Origin of the sequence: Leifsonia sp. AK011 (assembly GCF_013410945.1) — a bacterium.
GTDB lineage: Bacteria > Actinomycetota > Actinomycetes > Actinomycetales > Microbacteriaceae > Rhodoglobus.
Genome location: NZ_JACCCH010000001.1, coordinates 2,973,410 through 2,993,984 on the forward strand (window position 1 = coordinate 2,973,410; position 20,575 = coordinate 2,993,984).

Here is a 20,575-nt window from a genome sequence, read left to right on the forward strand (position 1 = left end):
GCGGCTTCCTAGCGACCCGTGCCCGCGTAGACGATGGCCTCCGCCTCGCCGTCGAGACCGAACGCGGTGTGCACCACGCGCATCGCCTCCTGCAGCGTGTCCGCGCGGGTGACCACCGAGATGCGGATCTCACTGGTGGAGATCATCTCGATGTTGATGCCCGCATCCGACAGCGACTGGAACAGCAGCGCCGAAACCCCGGCACTCGTGCGCATACCAGCGCCCACCACGGCGAGCTTGCCGATCTGGTCGTCGTACTGAAGGGACTGGAAGCCCACGGCATCCTGGTTCGCCCGCAGCGCCGTGAGAACCTTCTCGCCCTCCGCCTTCGGCAGCGTGAACGAGATGTCGGTGAGGCCCGTGGCAGCCATCGACACGTTCTGCACGATCATGTCGATGTTGGCACCGGTGGATGCCACGACCGTGAAGATCTCGGCGGCCTTGCCCGGAACGTCCGGAACGCCCACCACCGTGATCTTCGCCTCGCTCAGGTCGCCAGCTACGCCCGTGATGATCGGTTCTTCCACCGTGTCTCCCTTAGTTGCATCGTACGAATCGACGACCCAGGTGCCCTCGTTGTTGTTGAAGGATGACCGCACGTGCAGCGTCACCCCGTGCCTGCGCGCGAACTCGACAGCACGGATGTAGAGCACCTTCGCCCCGGCCGCTGCGAGTTCGAGCATCTCCTCGCTCGTGATGGTGTCGATCTTGTGCGCCTTCGGGACCACTCGGGGGTCGGCCGTGAAGATGCCGTCGACGTCCGTGTAGATCTCGCAGACGTCGGCTCCCAGGGCCGCCGCGAGCGCGACCGCGGTCGTGTCGGAGCCGCCGCGGCCGAGGGTCGTGATGTCCTTCGAGTCGCGGTTGAACCCCTGGAAACCTGCGACGATCGCGATCGCGCCCTCGTCCAGCGCCTCGCGGAGGCGGACCGGGGTCACGTCAACGATGCGTGCGGCGCCGTGGCGGGCATCCGTGATCATGCCGGCCTGGCTGCCCGTGTAGCTGCGGGCATCCACACCGAGGCTCTTGATGGCCATCGCCAGGAGCGCCATGGAGATGCGCTCGCCCGTCGTGAGGAGCATGTCCATCTCGCGGGCGTCGGGCATCGGCGTGACCTGGTGGGCGAGATCGATGAGCTCGTCGGTCGTGTCGCCCATCGCGCTCACGGCGACCACGACGTCGTTGCCCGCCTTGCGTGCCTCAACGATGCGCTTCGCGACTCGCTTGATGCTCTCCGCATCGGCAACAGACGAGCCGCCGTACTTCTGGACGATCAAGCTCATGGGTACTCCTGTGTGGGTCACGGGCCGTGCGAAGGCCCAAGGAGCGATTCTATCGGTTCGTGACGGAGTGTTACTTGCGGCGGACTCGCTGCCCGTTGGTTCGATTGCGGGTGCTGCACCGGATGATGGAGAGGGTCGCGGGCCGCGCTCATCCCGAATGCAGGAGATTCGTAGCATCCGTCTCGTGAGCAGTGCCCACTGCGCATCAGGTCGCGCCGATCTCCTGCATTTGGGCGGCAGAAGGGGTTCGCGCTGGGATGCCGCGGGGCTCGCTACTCCACGAGGCGGCGGCCCTCGAAGGCTCGGCCGAGGGTCACCTCGTCGGCGTACTCGAGGTCGCCGCCGACGGGGAGACCGGATGCCAGGCGCGTGACCCGCAGGTCCGGTTGCACGAGCAGGCGCGTGAGGTAGGTGGCCGTCGCCTCACCCTCGAGGTTGGGGTCGGTCGCGATGATCACCTCGGTGACGGTGCCGTCGGCGAGACGCGTGAGGAGCTGGCGGATGCGCAGGTCGTCCGGGCCGATGCCGTCGATGGGGCTGATCGCACCGCCGAGCACGTGGTACAGACCCTTGAACTCGCGGGTGCGCTCGATGGCCACGACATCCTTGGCCTCCTCGACCACGCAGATCGTGGCCGCCGAGCGCCGCGGGTCGCGGCAGATCGAGCAGGTCTGCTCCTCGGTGACGTTGCCGCAGATCTCGCAGAAGCGCACCTTGTCGCGCACGTCCCTCAGCACCTCGCTGAGGCGCGTGACGTCGAAGCTCTCGGTCTGCAGGATGTGGAACGCGATGCGCTGCGCCGACTTCGGGCCGATACCGGGGAGGCGGCCCAACTCGTCGATGAGTTCCTGGACGATGCCGTCGTACATCAGTCGTCCCTCGGGATCACGCGCGGGGTGAAGGGCTGCTCCTCGATGAAGGTGGCGCCGAGCACGTCACGAACCACGGACTCGCCGTACTTCGAGGGTGCGGGAGGTGCGGCCTTGGTTCTGGATGCCGGGGCCTCCGCGGGCTCGGATGGCGCGCTGGCGTTTGTGTCGGTGGCGTTCGCGTCGGTGGGGCGCTCGTCGCTCGGGCGCTCGTTGCTCGGGGGTGAGGTCTCGAGACGCGGCTCCGCCGCTCCTCGACCACCAGGGGCGGGAGCCTCCGCCGCTCCTCGACCACCAGGGGTGGGCTGCGCCTCGGGCCGCCGCGCGGCACGACTTGCAGGGGTCGAGTTGATGTCGACGACGGGAGCGGGCTCGGCGTCACTGGAGCCCGGGATCTTCGCGACCGTCCACCCGCTCGATGACGTGGCTGGCTGGGGGGCGGCATCCGTCGGCCGGGCATCCTTCTTCGTCTCGGCCGCGCGGCTCTCGGGGGTCTCTGCCACGCGCGCGATGAGCAGCGGCTCGATGCCGAGCACCTGCACCATCGCCTTCTTGAGGTGATCGCCGACGCCCTCGCCCGGTGCGGACTGCTGCTTGAGCGCGACCACGTCGTTCTGGCTCGGGAACGAGATCACGAGCACGTTGCCGTCGCGCAGCTCGAGCGGCTTGGCGGTCGCGACGACCATCCACGCGGTGCGCTTGGCGTTCTCGATGACCTCGAGGATCTCGGGCCACGCGTCCTTCACCTGCTGGATGGTGACCGGCGCGCTGGAGCTATGAGGATCGCGCAGCGATCCCGCGACGCCAGTCCCGGCGGGGCCATGCTCCGCCGGCTCAGTGGAGCCCGCGGCTTCTGAGGCCGTCGGCTCCGGCGCGTCGGGCTCGGGGGCTTCGGCGTCGTCGGGGATCGCGGCATCCGTGTGGGCCGTCGTGCTTGGAGGTGAGGTCTCGAGACGCGGCTCCGCCGCTCCTCGACCAACAGGTGGGACGGGGTCCGCCGCTCCTCGACCAGCAGAGTGGACGGGGTCCGCCGCTCCTCGACCAGCAGGTGGGACGGGGTCCGCCGCTCCTCGACCAGCAGATTGGGCGGGGTCCGGCATCGCGGGCTGAGTCGCGGCGGACGGAGCGACAGTCGCGCTGGCCGCGGGGGTGCCCTTCGAGACGGCGCTGTGCGCCTCCTCAGGGACCGGCAAGACACCGATGCGGCGCTCGAGGCGCTCCACCCGGGCGAGCGCGCCACGGTCGGTCTCGTCGCTGGACGGCACGAGGATACGCGCGGCCATGAGTTCGAGGTGGAGACGCGGGCTCGTGGCGCCCGTCATCTCCGAGAGCGCTGCGTTCACGACATCCGCCGCCCTGGAGAGCTCGGCGCTGCCGAAGGCCTGCGCTTGGCTGGTCATGCGGTCGAGCTGGTCCTGCGGGATGCCACGCAGCACCGACTGCGCATTGCCGCGGGTGGCCGCGACCACGATGAGGTCGCGCAGGCGCTCGAGGAGGTCCTCGACGAAGCGGCGGGGATCCTGGCCGGTCTGGATGACACGATCCAGAGCCGCGAACACTGCACCGTTGTCGCGCGCGCCGATGGCCTCCACGACCTCGTCGAGCAGGGCGCCGTGCGTGTAGCCCAGCAGGGCGACCGCGCGCTCGTACTCGATTCGCACGCTCCCTGAGGCCCTCGAAGGGTCGTCCCCGTCGGACGGCTCGGAGCCGGCGATCAGCTGGTCGAGCAGCGAGAGGGTGTCACGCACGGAGCCACCACCAGCGCGGACCACGAGCGGGAGCACACCGGCATCCACCGTCACACCCTCGCTGTCGCACAGCTCCTGCGTGTAGTCGAGCATCTGCGCTGGCGGCACCAGCCGGAACGGGTAGTGGTGCGTGCGGCTGCGGATAGTGCCGATGACCTTCTCTGGTTCGGTCGTGGCGAAGATGAACTTGACGTGCTCCGGCGGCTCCTCGACGATCTTGAGCAGCGCGTTGAAGCCCTGCGGCGTGACCATGTGGGCCTCGTCGAGGATGAAGATCTTGAACCGGTCGCGGGCCGGCGCGAACACGGCGCGCTCGCGCAGGTCGCGTGCATCGTCGACACCGTTGTGGGATGCCGCGTCGATCTCGACAACATCGAGCGAGCCCGAGCCGTCGCGGCTGAGCTCGACGCAGCTCGGGCACACGCCGCACGGGGTGTCGGTGGGGCCCTCCGCGCAGTTGAGGCAGCGGGCGAGAATGCGGGCGGATGTCGTCTTGCCGCAGCCGCGCGGACCGCTGAAGAGGTACGCGTGGTTGACGCGATCGGTGCGGAGTGCCGTGCGCAGCGGATCGGTCACCTGCGACTGGCCGATGAGTTCGGCGAACGTCTCCGGCCGGTAACGGCGGTACAGGGCAGCAACCACGTACCCACAGTAGTCGCCGCCGCCGACGCTATGGCGGGGCATCCCCAGCTCCTGTCCCGATCTCGTGAGTTGCCCAGTTCGGCCAGTGACTTTCGTTTCCCACTGGCCGAACTCGGCAACTCACGGGCGAAGAGGCGGGAGCGCCGCAGCAGCCCGGATGCGACGGACCAGGTCATCCGGGTCCAGCAGGTCATCCGCCACAACCTCGAACACGCGCCATCCCTCAGCCTCAACTCTCGTGCGTCGAGTAACGTCCGCCCGCCACTGTCTCTTGTCGCGGTGATAGTCGCCGAGATACTCGATAACGAGCTTGAGCTCCTCGATGCGCAAGTCTGGTCGAGCGAGGAATCGCCCCCGATTGTCGTAAAGGGGAATGTTGGCGAGGAGAGTGAAGCCCGCTTCCGCGAGGATCACACGCAGTCGCGACTCCTGCGGTGACTCCGCTCGATCACTGAGCAACTCGAGCGCACGCCACAGCTTGCGAAGTCCGCGTCGGCTCACGCGGTGTCGCAGCGCAGCCTCTATTCGCTCACGGGAGACTACGACGCGATCGTGGTGGATGAGGAAGTCACCTGCGGCGACCAGATCGCCGAGCGGCAGGTCCCAAAGATCCAACCATGTCCGCGCGGGCACCGTCAGGCGAACGCCGCGGTACGTCGTCAGTTCTGTGGGGTCCACAGCCAGCTGATGCCCGGCCAGCCCGGCAGCATGCGGAGCGCGTTCGGGGCGCGGAACGGACATGTGCACGAATGGACGAGGCCACGGAGGAAGGGGCATCCCCCAGATCAGCGCTGCGGTGTCGTGACTGACGAACGCGGTACGTGGCATCCGGGTCTGGAACAGGCGGCAGCGGTCGATCAGATCGGGGTCGCCCACGAACCTGGTCCCCCAGATCGAGCGGTCTAGGTCTGAGGCGCGAAGGCGCTTTCCAGAGCCGACAACTGCCACACCGTCTCGAACGAGGAAGGGACCTCGCCTCAGCTGTTCGGGGAGCGGCTTCCGCTGGTTCATGGGATGTAGCATCCGGCACCGCGCGGTCTCTCTGGAGCGAACTCGTGCGTCCCGTGTACTTCCCGGGCTGTGCATAACCTCCGCCCACTTCTCGTGAGTTGCCGACTTCGGCCAGTCGGAAGCGAAGAATACTGGCCGAAGTCGGCAACTCACGAGAAGTGAGCGGTGACTACAGCTACAGCAGCGCCGCGGCCTGGCGGGCGATCTCGAGCTCCTCGTTGGTGGGGATGACGAGCGCGGCCACCGGCGACACGTCGGTGCTGATCACGGTTGTGCCGCGCACCGCGTTGCGCGAAGGGTCGAGGTGGATGCCCGCCCACTCGAATCCCGCGAGCGCCGCAGCGCGTACCGGTGCCGCGTTCTCGCCGACGCCGGCGGTGAAGACGATCGCGTCCGCTCCCCCGAGTTCGGCCAGGTACGCACCGATGTAGTGGCGAAGGCGGTGGACGTAGACCTCGAACGCGAGTGTCGCCGTGGCATCCCCCGCGTCCACGCCCGCGAGCACGTCGCGCATGTCTGTCTTGCCCGAGAGTCCGAGCATTCCGCTGCGGCGGTTGAGGAGGGTGTCGAGCTCGGGCAGCGAGAACCCGGCGCGTCCGAGATGGAAGAGGATGCCGGCATCCACGTCACCCGACCGCGAGCCCATCACGAGCCCCTCGAGCGGGGTGAGGCCCATCGACGTGTCGACCGAGCGGCCACCGTCGATCGCGCAGATGGATGCCCCGTTACCGAGATGCAGCACGATGAGCTTGAGGTCCGACAGCGGACGCCCCAGCACCTCCGCCGCACGCCCGGAGACGTACTGGTAGGACGTGCCGTGGAAACCGTAGCGCCGCACCCCGTGCGACTCCGCCACGGAGGCGTCGATCGCGTAGGTATATGCCGACGGCGGCATCTGCGCGTGAAAGGCGGTGTCGAAGACCGCCACGTTCGGCACCCCGGGGAACGCGGCACGGGCGGCGCGGATCCCGGCGAGGTTGGCGGGGTTGTGCAGCGGCGCGAGAGCGGAGAGGGTCTCGATGGACTCGAGCACCGCGTCATCCACGAGGGTCGCCGCCGAGAAGAGGGAGCCGCCGTGCACGACCCGGTGCCCGATGACGTCGGGATGCACGTCGCCGAGTTCCTCGAGGATCGAGCGCATCGCGCCCTCGTGATCGGTGCCGCCCTCACCGATGCGCTCGACGATGCCGCCGGCCTCGCGGGTTCCAGACTCGACGGAGAGCAGCTCCCACTTGATGGAGGAGGACCCGGAGTTGACGACGAACGCGAGGGTCATGACGCGGCCTGTATCGCCGTGATCGCCACCGTGTTCACGATGTCGCGCACCAACGCTCCGCGCGACAGGTCGTTGACCGGCTTGCGCAGGCCCTGCAGCACGGGCCCGATCGCGACCGCGCCCGACGAGCGCTGCACCGCCTTGTACGTGTTGTTGCCCGTGTTGAGGTCCGGGAAGATGAACACGGTCGCGCGCCCGGCGACCTGCGACTCCGGCAGCTTGGTGCGGGCGACTGCGGCATCCGCTGCCGCGTCGTACTGGATGGGGCCCTCCACGAGCAGGTCCGGACGCCGCGAGCGCACGAACGCGGTCGCGGCACGCACCTTGTCCACGTCCGCGCCGAAGCCGGACTCCCCCGTCGAGTACGAGAGCATCGCGATGCGCGGCTCGATGCCGAACTGCTCGGAGGTTGCGGCAGCGGAGATCGCGATGTCGGCCAGCTGCTCCGCGGTCGGGTCTGGCACAACGGCGCAGTCGCCGTAGACGAGCACACGATCCTCCAGCGCCATGAAGAACACGCTCGAGACCACCGACACCCCGTCGACAGTCTTGATGAACTCGAACGCCGGGCGAATCGTGTGCGCCGTCGTGTGCTGGGCGCCGGAGACCATTCCGTCGGCGAGGCCGAGTTGCACCATCATGGTGCCGAAGTACGAGACATCCGTCACGATGTCGCGGGCGTCCTCGATGGTCACACCCTTGTGGGCGCGCAGCCGCGCGTACTCCTGGGCGAAGCGCTCGCGCAGCTCCGGGTCGAAGGGGCTCGTGACAGTCGCGCCCGACAGGTCGACGCCGAGAGCGGATGCCCGCGCCCGCACGTCCTGCTCATCCCCGAGAATCGTCAGCTCGACAACGCTGCGCGCGAGCAGTGTGCCCGCCGCAAGCAGGATCCTGTCGTCGCTTCCCTCGGGCAGCACGATGCGCTTCTTCAGCGCCCGGGCACGCTCCAGCAGCGTGTACTCGAACATGAGCGGGGTCACGGCGGTCGAGTGGCCAGCACCGAGCGCCTCGACGAGGTGCGCGGCATCCACGTGCGTCTCGAACAGGGCGAGCGCCGTGTCGATCTTGCGCTGGGATGTCGCGGTGAGCTGCCCGCGCACCTGCGAGATGCGCTGCGCCGTCGCCCACGTGCCGAGCTCCGTCGTGATGATCGGAAGTGACTGGTCGAGCCCCTCGATGAGCCGCGTGATCACGGGCGAGAGCTCGAAGCCGCCGTTGAGGATGATTCCCGCGAGCGACGGGAAGGTTCCGGATGCATGGGCCGTGAGCGCCGCGATGAGCATCTCGGAACGATCACCGGGGATCACCACCACCCCGCCCTCCACGAGGCGCGGCAGCACGTTCTCCATCGACATCGCAGCGATCACGACACCGAGGGTCTCGCGGGAGAGGAGTGCGCCGTCGCCCTGGAGGAGCGTGCCATCCACTGCGGTGAGGAGCTGCTCGAGCGTTGGAGCGACCAGCAGCGGGTCCTCGGGGATCGCCCAGACGGGCACCTGGGTCGCGGCGGCGACGGTGCTGACGATGGGCTCGAGCATCCCCGGGTCGGCGCGGTTGACGACGACGGCGAGGAGCGTCGCGTAGGCGGAGGTGAGCTCGGGGAGGGCGAGTTCGGTGACCTGGCGGAGGTCGTCCGCGGTGCGCGGGGCGATGCCGTCGGGCTCGCGGCCCGTGAGCACGAGGAGGACGGGGGTGCCGAGGTTGGCCGCGATACGGGCGTTGTAGGCGAGTTCGGTGGGGGACGCGACATCCGTGAAGTCCGAACCGATCACCACGACGGCGTCGAACCGCCGCTCGACCGCCTTGAAACGATCGACGATCATCGAGAGCGCCGAGTCGGGGTCGTCGTGCACCGCCTCGTACGTCGTGCCGATGCAGTCGTCGTAGTCGAGTTCTACGCCGTCGCGCGAGAGCAGCAGGTCGAGCACGAAGTCGCGCTCGACGGTGGAGCGCGCGATCGGCCGGAAGACGCCGACGCGTTCGCCGCTGCGCAGGAGCGTGTCGAGCACGCCCAGGGCGACGGAGGATTTGCCCGAGTGTCCCTCGGCGGACGTGATGTATATGGAACGAGCCACGGCTCCAGCCTAGGCGGGCGGGCTGAGCGACCGCAGGGCGTAAGTCCCACCCCGCGAGTTGCCGACTTCGGCCAGTGTTTTCTGCCTCGGACTGTCCGAAGTGGGCAACTGACGGATGTTGCGGGGCTGGAGCACCGCGTGTCCGCAGGGGCGGCGGCGTGCCCGAAAAGAGAAAGGACCCCTCGCGCACCCGCCAGAGCCCGGTTACCCTTGCTACGTTTCCGTCCTGGGGGAGTTGGCCTGGATGGCGCCACGCGAGGAGCCACCTCCATTGTACGGGTATGATTTCTGGAGGTCATTCCCGGCAGCGGGCAGACCGGCTCTGGAGAATTCGCCTAGTGGCCTATGGCGCACGCTTGGAAAGCGTGTTGGGTGCAAGCCCTCGGGGGTTCGAATCCCCCATTCTCCGCCAAAGAAATAGTGGGGTGCCGCGATGCGGCACCCCACTATTTCTTTGCCGGAACACAGCATGAGAACCCCGAAGGTGGGCCCCGCTGGCGCAGTCCGGGCGATCGCGAGCGATCGACCGGCGGCTCCAGTGGGAGTCGAATCCCCCCACCCGCGCGACTCCTCCCCCCTCCGCCGCCCAGACCCCTTCCCCACACCCCCGCATTGGGTGCAAACTCCTCACCTTTTAGTGGATATATTGAATGCGCTTGCGTCAGCAGCATCTGATTTGGGGGGGTGAGGGTGGACAGCACCACGACTCCGGTCGTATCCGTTCGCCCGCGCCGCTCCCTCGGCCGTGCGTGGCTTGCGGCCGCCATCATCGGCGGCATCCCCCTCTTCGGCGCGATGTACTGGCTGGCATCCCAGGGCGGTGAATGGCGGCAGGTGCTCGTCGTGCAGATCGTCATGATCGGCGTCGGGGCACTCGTCTGGGTCCGCCACACTGGCGCCTTCGCCCAGGTGACCGAGAGCACGATCACGAAGCAGTCGTTCGTGGCTGGCTCCGTCGTACAGCGTGAGGATGTCGCATCCGTCGTCATGGTCGAGACCTGGCGCCCCGGCTCCTCGGACTCCCACGCCGAGATGCTCCTCAAGGATTCCACCGGCCACACCCTGATGCGCTTCGACGGAACCTTCTGGTCAGCACAGTCGATGGCCACCCTCACGGAGGCGATCGGCGCACCGGTCGTCCACGAGTCCGCGCCGGTGACGTCCAAGGAGTTCCTGGCGCAGCACCCCGGTGCCGGCTACTGGTACGAGGGCAAGCTGTGGCTCGCCATCGTCGGAATCGTGCTCGCCTTCGGCGTGGCCTTTCTCGGCATGAGCTGGATCATGCACGCCATCGGTGCGACCAGCATCATGAACTTCTAGCGGGCTGTTCTTCGCTAGCGCGCGAGCCTGTCCTCGAGCCCCCACGCCTGCCCGTAGCCACCCTCGGCCACCGACAGCGCCATAAGTTCGAGGAACGGCTTGGCGTCGAACGCCTCGGGCCCGAGCACTCCGGTGCCCTTCCACGTGCCGTTGGCCAGCAGCTCGAGCGCGATCACGGGGTTCAGCGCGGTCTGCCAGACGACGCACTGGCTCTCGTACTCCGCCATCGTCCACTCGTTGTCGGCGACGTGGTACAGGTACACCTCGCGCGGGTTGCCGTCCGTGCCGATCCCGGTCACCCAGAGACCGGCGCAGGTTTTGCCGGTCATCCTGGGGCCGAGTGTCGCCGGGTCGGGGAGGCCAGCGGCCACGACATCCCGAGGTGCCACCATGACGGGGCCGTCTGCCGAACGCACACGCAGCGGTTCTGTCTTGTCGAGGCCGAGCTGGTGGAGCGTCTTGAGGATGCCGATGAACTCGTTGCCGAGCCCGTACTTGAAGGTCACGCGCTTGGCGTCGACCCAGCGCGGCATGAGCAGCACCTCCTCGTGCTCCACGTTCACGCACTCCACGGCGCCGATGCCCTCGGGAAACTCGAAGACCTCCGGCTCACTGAACGGCGGGGTCGTGTACCAGCCGCGGTCCTTCTCCCAGATCACGGGCGGGTTGAGGCATTCCTCGATCGTCGTCCAGATGCTGAAGCTCGGGGCGAAGATCTCGTTGCCCGCCTCGTCGCGAACGACGAGGTTCGCGCCATCCCTCGTACCCAACTCGTCGATCTCGAAGAAGAGGTGATCGGCGGCGTACCGCGCGAACACGTCGCTCAGTCCCGGCTCCACGCCCATGCCGACGAGGGCGAGCCGACCGGCCTGCTCCCAGTCGGGTGCCTGGGCGAACTGGTCGTCCCCGAGCTTGACGCCCGTCTTCTCGAGCGGATCGGTCGGATGCGGCTCGCTCAGGCTCATGGCCATGTCGAGGTAGTCGGCGCCCGCCGCCAACGCGCCAGCGAAGATCGTGGGAACGAACTTCGGCTCGACGGCGTTCATGACGTGCGTCGCACCGTGTTCCCGCGCGACGGCGGACACGTTCTCCGGGTCGGAGGCATCGATGCGCGCGGCGACGAACCGCCCGCGCGCCTCTCCCCTGGCTTCGAGCCACGCCACGGTGCGCTCGGCTCGCGCGATGTCGTAGTCGCTCACCACGATCTTCTCGAAGAAGTCACGACGCGCTGCGATCTTGGCTATGGCGTCGCCCACTCCGCCGGCGCCCACAAGGAGAATCTTCATGACCCAACGCTAGCGGCTGGAGGCCGATCCGTCTCGGGTGGATTATCGCCGCTTCAGGTGGCCAGCGCGCCGCGCTCGACGGGGGTTCGCTCGGCCGATCCGATGAGCGTGGGGTCCGCGAGAAGAGGTGCGAAGGCGAGCTCCGCCGCACCCACCATGAGGATGCTCGGGCCGAGGGATGCACGCTGCACTTCGACCCCGGCTCCCCCGCCGATCATGGGGCTCTTGTCGACGATCGGTGCGAACTGCTCAGGAACGACACCGTAGAGCGACCCGAGGAACCCGCCGAGCACGACCCTGCGGGTGTTGAAGACGTTGGCGGCGTTGCGCAGCGCAACAATGAGGAAGCGCACCTGGCGCTCCACGAGCTCGCGGAGTTCCGGCGAGGGGCCGGCAACATACGCGGCGTTCAGTGCCTCGTCGAGCCGCTCCGATTCGTTGTCGTCGAGGCCGAGCGCGTCGAGCAGGGGCCTGCGCGAGACCTCGGTTTCGAGGCATCCCGACGACCCGCAGTGGCACGCGGTGCCGTTGGTGTTGACGAGGGTGTGGCCGAGTTCGCCCGCGTACCCGTTGGCTCCCGTGAGCAGCACGCCGTCGACGATCACGCCTCCGCCGATTCCGCTCGCGCCGCCGTTGAGGTAGATCATGTCGTCAACCCCTCGCCCCGCACCGAAGGTGTGCTCGGCGATCGCGCCGCACATGGCGTCGTTGGCGCCGACGACCGGGAAGCCGGTGGCCTCGGAGAGCTGTTGGGCGAACGGTTCGTCGCGCCACCCTAGGTGGGGCGCGAGTCGCACCATGCCGTCGGATGCACGAACCAAGCCGGGTATCGCAAGGCCGAGGCCGATCACATGCTGCTCCCCGATCGCCTGCTCGGCCAGGCCGTTGCGGTCTCGGGAGTCCGACATCGTCATGCCGTCGACGACCGCCTTGACGACGTTGACGACCTCCTGGGGGGATGGCACGCGCACATTGTCGTAGCGGACCCTCCGGATGACCTTGCCACCGAGCCCGACGAGTCCGATCGTGATGGCGTCGAGTTCAGGGTTGATGGTGATCGCCGCGATGGAAGGGCTCGGGGTGATCACGAGACTCGGGCGACCCACCTGGCTGCTCGCCTCGGGACTGGATTCGACGACGAGTCCGCGGGCAACCAATTCGGACACGAGGGCCGCGATCGTAGAGCGGTTGAGCCCCAACTCGCGCGTCAGCTGAGCCCGGGAGACAGCACCGGAGGTGTGAACGAGACCAAGAACCAGGGAGAGATTGGTGCGACGGACGTCGTCGAGATTGTTGCCCTTGAAGGCCTTCGCGCCGCGAATCTGCACGGGTGAGGACAGTTCGTTGTATGACACGACCCGTTCCTCTCGCTCTCAAGCGCCGCGCAAACCGGTTCGATCTTCCTACCGATTGGGTTGGCAAGGTCACGCTTACGCAAGCGACACCCCGCGGTCGTTGCGAGAGACAACAATACTATCACTCTTGCTTGACGATCCCTGAGTATCGCGCTACGGCGAACCTATCGCACGACACCCCTCTACAGGGGTAAATGTGCTGGTTAACCGGCGGATGGCCGCCGCGGTGTCGACCGGTGCTGGGCACCTGCCGACGGCCGCGACGGCCATCACACTATGGGGTTGTGCTGTTTCCTAGCAGCGCGTCAGTGCGAACACCGATGCGCTGAGCGAGGGCTCACCACCCAGGAGGGTGACGTGCGTCACACCGAGGGCCTCGAGGTCATCGAGGACACCACCCGGGACACAGTCGGTGGTAGCAGCGAACACCGGAGCGCCCTCTGCACCAGCCCACGCCGAACCTGCCAGCGCATCCGGGTAGTTAAGACCCGTCACCAGGAACGCGTGCTCTGCGGTGTCGAACGCGTCAGCGTTGATCGCCCGAGCCGTGTCGTACCGGTTTGCACCGGCCAGACGGACCGCGTCAGTCACAGCGTCTGCATCCGCGAAGATGCCTGCCGAGACGGTGTCTGCGCCACCCAGGACTCGCGTCTCGGTGACACCGAGGTCGCCGAGCAACGTCACCGTTGCTGCGTCGAGGTCGGCGAGCTCACCGTTGACGAGGATCACCGGAGCGTCGTAGGCACCAGCAGCACCACCGGCGGCCAGCGCGTCGGGGAACTTCTTACCCGTCGCGATGTAGGCACGGTCTGCACCGGTCTCACCGAACGCGTACTCAACGAGCATGCGCGAGGTCTCGTACCGGTCGGCACCGGCGACACGGTCAACCGTGTCGGCCATGCCCTGCAGTTGGGCGAACACTGCTGCGTCCACCGACGGGGTACCACCGACGACCACGATCCGTGCCGGGTCGAGGCGCGTGATCTCCGCACTCACCACTGCCGGGATGGCAGAGGGCGAGACGAGGAGCAGCGGGCCGCCCTCGAGCGCAGCAGCCGGACCAGCCGACAGTGCGTCAGGGTAGTTCTCGCCGCTGGCGATGTAGACCACCGGAGCCGTACCGGAGTACGACGCCTCGGAGATCTCCACAGCCGTCTCGTAGCGGTTCGCACCGAAGACACGGTCAACCGTGACGTCGGTGTTGGTCGCGGGCACATCCACGGTCGCGACGTCGCTGACATTGCCAGCGTTGTCGGTTGCGCGGTAGGAGACGGTCACCAGATCAGTACCGGCCACCTCGAAGGGTGCCGTGTACGTGGTCCAGGTCGACTCACCCGACAGCTGGTACTCGATGGACGCGACACCAGACTCGGTGTCCTCGGCCGTCAGAGTAACCGTGCGGCCGGAGACGCTCGCCGTGACCGTCGGGTCGGTGACGTCCTCAGAACCGATCACCGTGAAGTAATCGATCTTCGCCGTCTTACCCGCCGTGCCGGCCGAAGCCGATCCGAGGGCGTACACGCCGACCTTCGCGTTCGCAGAGAGTGCAGCATCGGTGAAGGTGTTCGTGAAGTCAGTCCACGTCGCTCCATCGGTGCTGTACGCGGCCGAGAACACGTCGCCAACCTTGGCAATACGCAGGTACGCAATGCCTCCCGTTGCCGTTGCGCTCACGTTGTTCTGCGGGTTCTGAACGGCCCCAGCGATCTCGTGACGGAACTCGAAGTTCCGCGAAAGAGCGCTGTCGGCTGCGTTGGTCGTCACCACGTCGAACTTCAGGTAGTTGTCCGCATCGACGTAGACCATGAGACCGGCCTGCTGGTACTGGCGGTCGAAGGCCGAGGTGTCAACCTTGGTCTCGATCGTCCAGTCGCCGGCGGGCTGATCCTGCAGGACGACGTTCGGGATGCTTCCACCAGCCGAGTAGATGTCCTCCTGAGTCGTGTCGATCTCGAGGAAACCACCCTGTACGCGGTACTTGGTGGTGTCCTCGTTCACGACAGTCCAGCGGCAGACGTCGAGCACCGTGCCATCGAACTGGTCGCTCGGCGCAACATCCTCGCACTCGACGATCGCCGGCACCTCAACGGTGTCAACAGCCGAGACGTTGCCTGCGGCATCCGTTGCCCGCACCTGGATCGTCTGACCCGTGAGGGGCAGAGCGACCGGAGCGGTGTAGGTCGCCCACGAGACGCCACCGTTGTTCGAGTACTGCACCGACGCGACACCACTGGTGGCGTCAGCCGAAGCAATCTCGAGCGTGCGGTCATTGGCATCCTCGGGGTCCACCACGAGGGATCCATCGGCGGTCGGAACAGTGGCGTCGATCTTGACCGTCACCGTCTTCTCGCCGGTCGATGCTCCGCCGGCCTCGCTTGCGCGGTACTGCACGCTGTACTCACCGTCGTCGGTCAGGACGAGCGGAGTGGTGTACTCCAGCCATCCTTCGCCGAGGTTGTACTCGATGTAGTCCTGCGCCTCGGGGTCGCCAGCCTCGGTCGCCAGGGTCACCGTGACGGCCTGCTTGAACCAGCCGTTGGTGCCGTCAGCGACGCTCGGGGTGAGCGTTGCATCCACGTCGAACGAAACTCCGTTCTCCTGAACCTCCCAGTAGTCGAACTTGGCGGTGCGGTTCTCCGTGCCCTGTGCCGCGGTACCGACTGCGAACAGTCCGACCTTGGCACCAGAAACGGCGGCGTTGGTGAACACGACGGGGGTGCCTGCGTTGACAACCTGAGTCCAGGTCTCTCCGTCTGCACTCCAGTACGCGGTGTACGTGTCGCCGATCTTCTCCACGCGCAGCCACGTCGTGGTGCCCATTCCCGTGATGTTCGGGGACGGGGTACCGATGGCGTTGTTGAGCTCGTTGCGGAACTCAACCTGGCGGGCGGTTGCACTCTGCTGCTCCACGTACAACTTCACGTAGTTGGCATCGTCGAGGTAGACCATGATTCCGCCGGCCTGGTACTGACGGTCGAACGCAGTGGCGTCGAGCTTGGTCTCAACGACCCAGTCTCCGTCCGGCTGGTCCTGCATCACCAGGTTGGGAATCGGGTTCGCCGTCGCGTTGGCAATGTCTGCCGACGTGGTGTCGATCTCGAGGTTGCCTTCCTGTACGCGGTACAGGTTGCCGTTCTCGTTCAGCACGGTCCACTTGCACGGGTCGAGGCGCTCGCCTTCGAACGTGTCATCCGGGTCCGGCGCCACTGCAGTGTCGTCGGGCGTGATGGTGAACCAGTCGAACTCGGCCGTCACAATGGGCGCACCCTGTGCCTGGGTCGAGGTCGAGCCGCTCGAGAAGAGACCCACCTTGAGCGGACCCTCGGTGAGGCCGGCCAGAGTGCGGGTCGCCGCCATCTGGGTCCAGGTCTCGTTGTCGGCCGAGTAGTAGCCGGTGAGGGTCGTGCCGTCGGAGACGAGTCGCAGGTAGGCGGTGTCCGGGAAGGCCGCGGTCAGGTTGGGCGAGTTGGTCTCCGCCGCCGTTCCGTTGTCTTCCTTCGCCATCTGGACGACGCGAGTGGCGGCGTTCGGAGTGGCGTCACCCGTGCGAGCCTGCAGCGTCAACTTGATGTAGTTGTCGTCGTTGGCGTACACGAGCAGACCTGCCTGCTGGTACCCGATGCGTGCCGGGATCGTCACCTTGGTGTCCATGGTCCAGGCGCCCGCGGGGGCATCCTGGAGGACGAGGTTCGGCGAAACAGGCGTGCTGTTCTGGTACAGGTCACCGATAGCTGCCGGGATCTTCAGCGCGCCATCCGACACAACCAGGTTCTGGTTGGTGCGGACGTTGCTGTCCCAGCGGTCGGTGTCGAGCATCGTGTCATCGAACCCGTCGGAACGGCCGAGGAAGCACTGGCCGATCTCCTGCGGGCTGACCTCGATCGACTGCTCGAGCTCACGGAATGCACCGTTGGCGTCGGTGATACGCGCGCGGATGACGTAGATGTCAGGCTCCGTGAAGGTGTAGCTCTGCGAAGCAGTGCCCACCGCGTAGCCGTCTCCTGCGTCCCACTCGATGGTGACCGGTGCGCCCTCGCCGCCGTCGGGGTCGACGACGTCCGTGAGGTTGGCGGTCACGTTGAGCGGAGCGACTCCCTCGGTGGGGGTCACCGTCAGCGTTGCGGTCGGTGCCGAGTTGGACTCGACGCCCTCACCGTTGAACTGGTAGTAGTTCACCTTGGCGGTACCAGCCGTGTTGACGAAGAAGAGGGTTCCCTCTCCCGTCGGCACGTTGCTGAAGCTCAGCGTCTGGTACTCGTAGGTGGTTGCACTGCCGGTTGCGGTGTAGTTGAGCGTTCCGATCACGGTCGCCGTCGCGGGGTCCGGGTCTGCACCCGTGCCGAAGCGAGCTTCGATCGTTCCCCCGGCCGCGGAGGCCAGGCGGATGTCGACGCTGTCCATGCCGACCATGTTGACCGGGCGGTAGCCCCAGAAGTCGCCGACATCGATGCTCGTGAGGTTGGTTCCTCCGCCGAGCGTGTCCGTCGTCGTCTCCGTGGCGACACCTGTAGCGGTCGAGTCACCGATCTGGCCAGTCAGGTCGAAGTACTCGGCCTGCATGGTCTTCGGGTTCAGCATGTTCGTCGCGTACGCCGTCAGCGGGATGCCAGCGGCACCGCCGTCGTCGTTGTACGTGGCGTTGACCACCCAGAACAGGTTCGCCTCAAGGCCGTGGCCTGCGTCGCGAGCCGTCTGGATCCAACCCTCACAGCCGAACTGCTGGCCGTAGTCGTGGTTGTGGGTGTCGTGACCAAGGGCAGCGAGAACGCTGACATTGTCACAGTCGACGACGCCATCCGGGTCGTTGACGTTCACCTCGTAGCGGACCTGGTCGCCCCACTCGAAGAATCCACCGTTCTCGGGGAACGTGATCTCGAGCTCGGCGAGTTCGTTACCGACCACGATGGTGACATTCGCCACCGCCGTGCCGCCTTCCTCATCCGTCACGGTGAGCTGGGCGTTGAACTGCCCGTTCGTCGTGTAGGTGTGAGTCGGGTTCGCCTCAGTCGACGTCGCTCCGTCACCGAAGTTCCAGGCATACGTCAGGTCGAGACCGAACGGGTGCTGGGAACCAGCGGAGGAGAAGTTCACCTCGAGGGGAGCGGTCGCTGCGGTGGTGACATCGGCTGCCGCACGAGCGATCGGGGAGATCCGGCCCTTCGTGTAGTCGATGCGGTAGACACCCGAGTCGCTGTTGTTGCCGTTGAAGCCGGAGCCCCAGTCGACGACATACAGGGCACCATCCGGGCCCCACTCGAAGTCCATCGCACGACGGAACAGACCGTTGCTGGAACCGTTGTCGAAGATCGCCGGGAGGATCTGGTTGATGTCTACGACCGACGTGCTGTTGGTGCGGTCGAGCTGCACCGAGTACATCGTTCCCTGGTTCCACTCACCGAGCAGACCCTTGCCGTCCCAGTACTCGGGCCACTTGGTGTCCGAGGCGAGGTTCTCGTCGTAGCGGTAGACGGGACCACCCATGGGTGCTCCACCGCCGCCACCGATCTCGAGAACAGCCTTGGCGCCGATGCTGGCCGTCGTGTTACCGCTGTTCGGGTAGCTGATCGTCGGCTGGATGACCGGCGGGAGGTTCGTCATACCCGTGTTGTTCGGGGAGTCGTTGACGAGGGCGTTCGGGTCGAACGCTGCACCGGTCGTGTTGTTCTGGAAGTTGAAGTCCATGTAGCAACCGTTGTTGTTCGGACCGATGTCACCCTGGCAGTACGGCCATCCGTAGTTACCGGGCTGGGTCAGCAGGTTCCACTCAACTCCACCGCGGGGACCGCGGGTGGCGCTGTCAGAGCCGGCGTCGGGGCCGTAGTCACCCACGATGATGTGGTTGTTCGCCGGGTCCAGTCCGATACGGAACGGGTTGCGGAAGCCCATCGCGTAGATCTCGGGACGCGTCAGCGGCGTTCCGGGAGCGAAGAGGTTGCCATCCGGGATCGTGTAGGTACCATCCGGCTCCGGGTGGATACGGAGGATCTTTCCACGAAGGTCGTTGGTGTTACCCGACGTACGCTGCGCGTCGAAGTCCTGACGGCCCGAGCGCTCGTCGATGGGCGAGTAGCCGCTCGACTCGAACGGGTCGGTGTTGTCACCCACGGCCAGGATCAGGTTGCCGTCGGTGTCGAACACCATGTCGCCACCCATGTGGCAGCAACGGTTGCGCTGGGTCGTGATCTTCAGGACCGAGACCTCAGAGCTCAGGCTCGCGGTCTGGGTTCCGAAGTCGTAGGTGAAACGACCGATGCGGTTGTGCGGACCATCCGAACCAACGTCCGACGGGGCGTAGTACAGGTAGATCCAACCGTTGTTCTCGAAGTCGGGGTCAACAACCACTCCGAGGAACCCATCCTCGTTGGCCTGGGTCACGGGCAGGGTCACGACGGTCGTCGTGACGTTCGTGGCCGGGTCGATCTGGCGCAGGCGTCCATCACGCTCTGCGTAGAAGACCGTGCCATCAGGCGCAATGTCCATCGCCATCGGGTTCGCGGTGTTGTCGTCCAGCGTCACGAAGTCATAGCTGGCACTCTGGCTCGCGGCACAGCCCGAGGGCACAGCGCCGGCAGCGATCTTGATACCACCAAGGATGTGGTTCACGAACGCCGGCTCAGAGTACGACGCGTTGGTGTGACCCAGCGCGGTGTACCACGAACGAAGCGAGGTTCCCGCGATCTCACGGTCCTGGCACCATGCCACCGGGTGATCGGCACCCATCGCGCCGGAACCTGGTGCGTACGACTTCTCGTCGAGCGACAGCAGCACATGCATGTCGGAGCGCTTGAAGGTAGCAGCGGTGAAGTTGTACCACTCATCGAGGCGGGTCCAGGTGTCGCTCGTCAGGTGCTTGGTCGACTCGTTGGTCGCATCCTCCACCTTGATCGTTGCGGTCTGGTTGGCGGGGTGGTTGTTGAAGTCCGCTCCCACGAGCGTCTCCTTGTACCAGGTCCATGCGTCTTCGGTGTCGGACGCCGAGTGGAGACCGGCGTAACCGCCGCCACCCTCGATGTACGCCTGGAACGCGGCCTCCTCGGTCGAGTTCAGGACATCGCCCGTGGTCGAGTTCCAAATCACAGCGTCGTACTGTGCGAGGTTCTCTTCCGTGAAGACACCCGTCGAGGTGGCCGCGACGTCGACTGCGAAGTTGTTCGCGATACCCAGGTTCTGGATCGTCGTCGTTGCGGTCCCGATCTCCGGGTGAACGAAACCGGCGGTTTCGTTGAAGACCAGGACCTTAAAGTCCGGGTCTGCCGCGTTCGCAGCGGTAGCAACCCCAAATACTGGGGCCATCACCCCCGCGATCATGGCAAAAGTCGCGAGAATCGCGACCCACAGGGACCTGCCCCGTGTTAGGTGGACTGCATTGTTCACCGTGGCTCCTTGCTGATGTGATGGAAGGTCGATCACCAGGGAGCAAAAGACGGTCCCCGGTGACCGATAGTTGCTCGCGACGCTACGTGATCAAATGTTGCGTGTCAAGATAAATGCCGGATTCACGTCACCTAAATAGGGGACACGCTCCCGGAATGAAAGTATTTCGGGAGCCAAAATGGCCGACAAATCCCCGGTCACGCCGCGTTTTTGTAAATCTTCCGTACCAACAAATTCGGTGGCCTGGTGATGGCGGCGTTTTAACCCCACAAAATGCGGATGGCCGCCGCGGTGTCGGCCGGTGCTGGGCACCTGCCGACGGCCGCGACGGCCATC

At 66.4% G+C, this 20,575-nt stretch carries 11 protein-coding genes, 1 tRNA gene and 1 other RNA gene; 2 read left to right on the forward strand and 11 right to left on the reverse strand.

Features of this window, described 5'->3' with window-relative positions; translation table 11 throughout:
* Nucleotides 1–8 precede the first annotated feature (8 nt).
* The 7 genes from HDC94_RS14305 to ffs form a co-directional block, all read right to left on the reverse strand.
* The gene (locus tag HDC94_RS14305) at nt 9–1,283 is read right to left on the reverse strand and encodes an aspartate kinase (RefSeq protein ID WP_179498688.1); all 1,275 of its coding nucleotides are present in this window, start codon (nt 1,281–1,283) and stop codon (nt 9–11) included.
* 272 nt (nt 1,284–1,555) lie between these two features.
* Nucleotides 1,556–2,152 (reverse strand): recombination mediator RecR, encoded by a 597-nt coding sequence (recR, locus tag HDC94_RS14310; RefSeq protein ID WP_179498690.1) that lies wholly within the window; start codon nt 2,150–2,152, stop codon nt 1,556–1,558.
* A complete protein-coding gene (locus HDC94_RS14315; protein WP_179499135.1) occupies nt 2,152–4,542 on the reverse strand; it encodes a DNA polymerase III subunit gamma and tau in 2,391 nt (796 codons plus the stop codon). Before HDC94_RS14315 ends, recR begins: the two co-directional genes overlap by 1 nt.
* Nucleotides 4,543–4,662: 120 nt before the next feature.
* On the reverse strand, nt 4,663–5,418 hold the full coding sequence (locus tag HDC94_RS14320) for a hypothetical protein (RefSeq protein WP_179498692.1): 756 nt from the start codon (nt 5,416–5,418) through the stop codon (nt 4,663–4,665).
* 310 nt (nt 5,419–5,728) lie between these two features.
* Complete coding sequence (locus HDC94_RS14325; protein WP_179498694.1) at nt 5,729–6,829, reverse strand: acetate/propionate family kinase; 1,101 nt, start codon at nt 6,827–6,829, stop codon at nt 5,729–5,731.
* Nucleotides 6,826–8,904: a phosphate acetyltransferase gene (gene pta, locus HDC94_RS14330; protein ID WP_179498696.1), complete on the reverse strand. Its 2,079-nt coding sequence runs from the start codon at nt 8,902–8,904 to the stop codon at nt 6,826–6,828. Before pta ends, HDC94_RS14325 begins: the two co-directional genes overlap by 4 nt.
* A 170-nt stretch (nt 8,905–9,074) precedes the next feature.
* Nucleotides 9,075–9,171: signal recognition particle sRNA small type (gene ffs / locus HDC94_RS14335), an RNA gene on the reverse strand.
* A gap of 57 nt (nt 9,172–9,228) precedes the next feature.
* Here ffs and HDC94_RS14340 point away from each other — a divergent pair.
* Together HDC94_RS14340 and HDC94_RS14345 are read left to right on the forward strand one after the other, a co-directional pair.
* Nucleotides 9,229–9,316 (forward strand) — tRNA-Ser (locus HDC94_RS14340).
* A 278-nt stretch (nt 9,317–9,594) separates the two neighbouring features.
* Complete coding sequence (locus HDC94_RS14345; RefSeq protein WP_179498698.1) at nt 9,595–10,224, forward strand: hypothetical protein; 630 nt, start codon at nt 9,595–9,597, stop codon at nt 10,222–10,224.
* A gap of 14 nt (nt 10,225–10,238) precedes the next feature.
* Here the strand turns inward: HDC94_RS14345 and HDC94_RS14350 are convergent, their stop codons facing one another.
* The 4 genes from HDC94_RS14350 to HDC94_RS14365 form a co-directional block, all read right to left on the reverse strand.
* Nucleotides 10,239–11,510, reverse strand: a complete 1,272-nt coding sequence (locus tag HDC94_RS14350; protein ID WP_179498700.1) for a saccharopine dehydrogenase family protein — start codon at nt 11,508–11,510, stop codon at nt 10,239–10,241.
* A gap of 53 nt (nt 11,511–11,563) precedes the next feature.
* The gene (locus tag HDC94_RS14355) at nt 11,564–12,865 is read right to left on the reverse strand and encodes an ROK family transcriptional regulator (RefSeq protein WP_308495741.1); all 1,302 of its coding nucleotides are present in this window, start codon (nt 12,863–12,865) and stop codon (nt 11,564–11,566) included.
* A gap of 294 nt (nt 12,866–13,159) precedes the next feature.
* Nucleotides 13,160–20,173: a ThuA domain-containing protein gene (locus HDC94_RS14360; protein WP_179498702.1), complete on the reverse strand. Its 7,014-nt coding sequence runs from the start codon at nt 20,171–20,173 to the stop codon at nt 13,160–13,162.
* Between the two features lie 156 nt (nt 20,174–20,329).
* Nucleotides 20,330–20,551, reverse strand: a complete 222-nt coding sequence (locus HDC94_RS14365; protein WP_179498704.1) for a hypothetical protein — start codon at nt 20,549–20,551, stop codon at nt 20,330–20,332.
* Nucleotides 20,552–20,575: the final 24 nt, after the last annotated feature.

Excerpts from the sequence above, each read along its gene's own strand:
- HDC94_RS14305 (WP_179498688.1), bottom strand. The coding sequence starts at position 1,283 with ATGAGCTTGATCGTCCAGAAGTACGGCGGCTCGTCTGTTGCCGATGCG.
- recR (WP_179498690.1), bottom strand. The coding sequence starts at position 2,152 with ATGTACGACGGCATCGTCCAGGAACTCATCGACGAGTTGGGCCGCCTC.
- HDC94_RS14325 (WP_179498694.1), bottom strand. The coding sequence starts at position 6,829 with ATGACCCTCGCGTTCGTCGTCAACTCCGGGTCCTCCTCCATCAAGTGG.
- HDC94_RS14350 (WP_179498700.1), bottom strand. The coding sequence starts at position 11,510 with ATGAAGATTCTCCTTGTGGGCGCCGGCGGAGTGGGCGACGCCATAGCC.
- HDC94_RS14360 (WP_179498702.1), bottom strand. The coding sequence starts at position 20,173 with ATGATCGCGGGGGTGATGGCCCCAGTATTTGGGGTTGCTACCGCTGCG.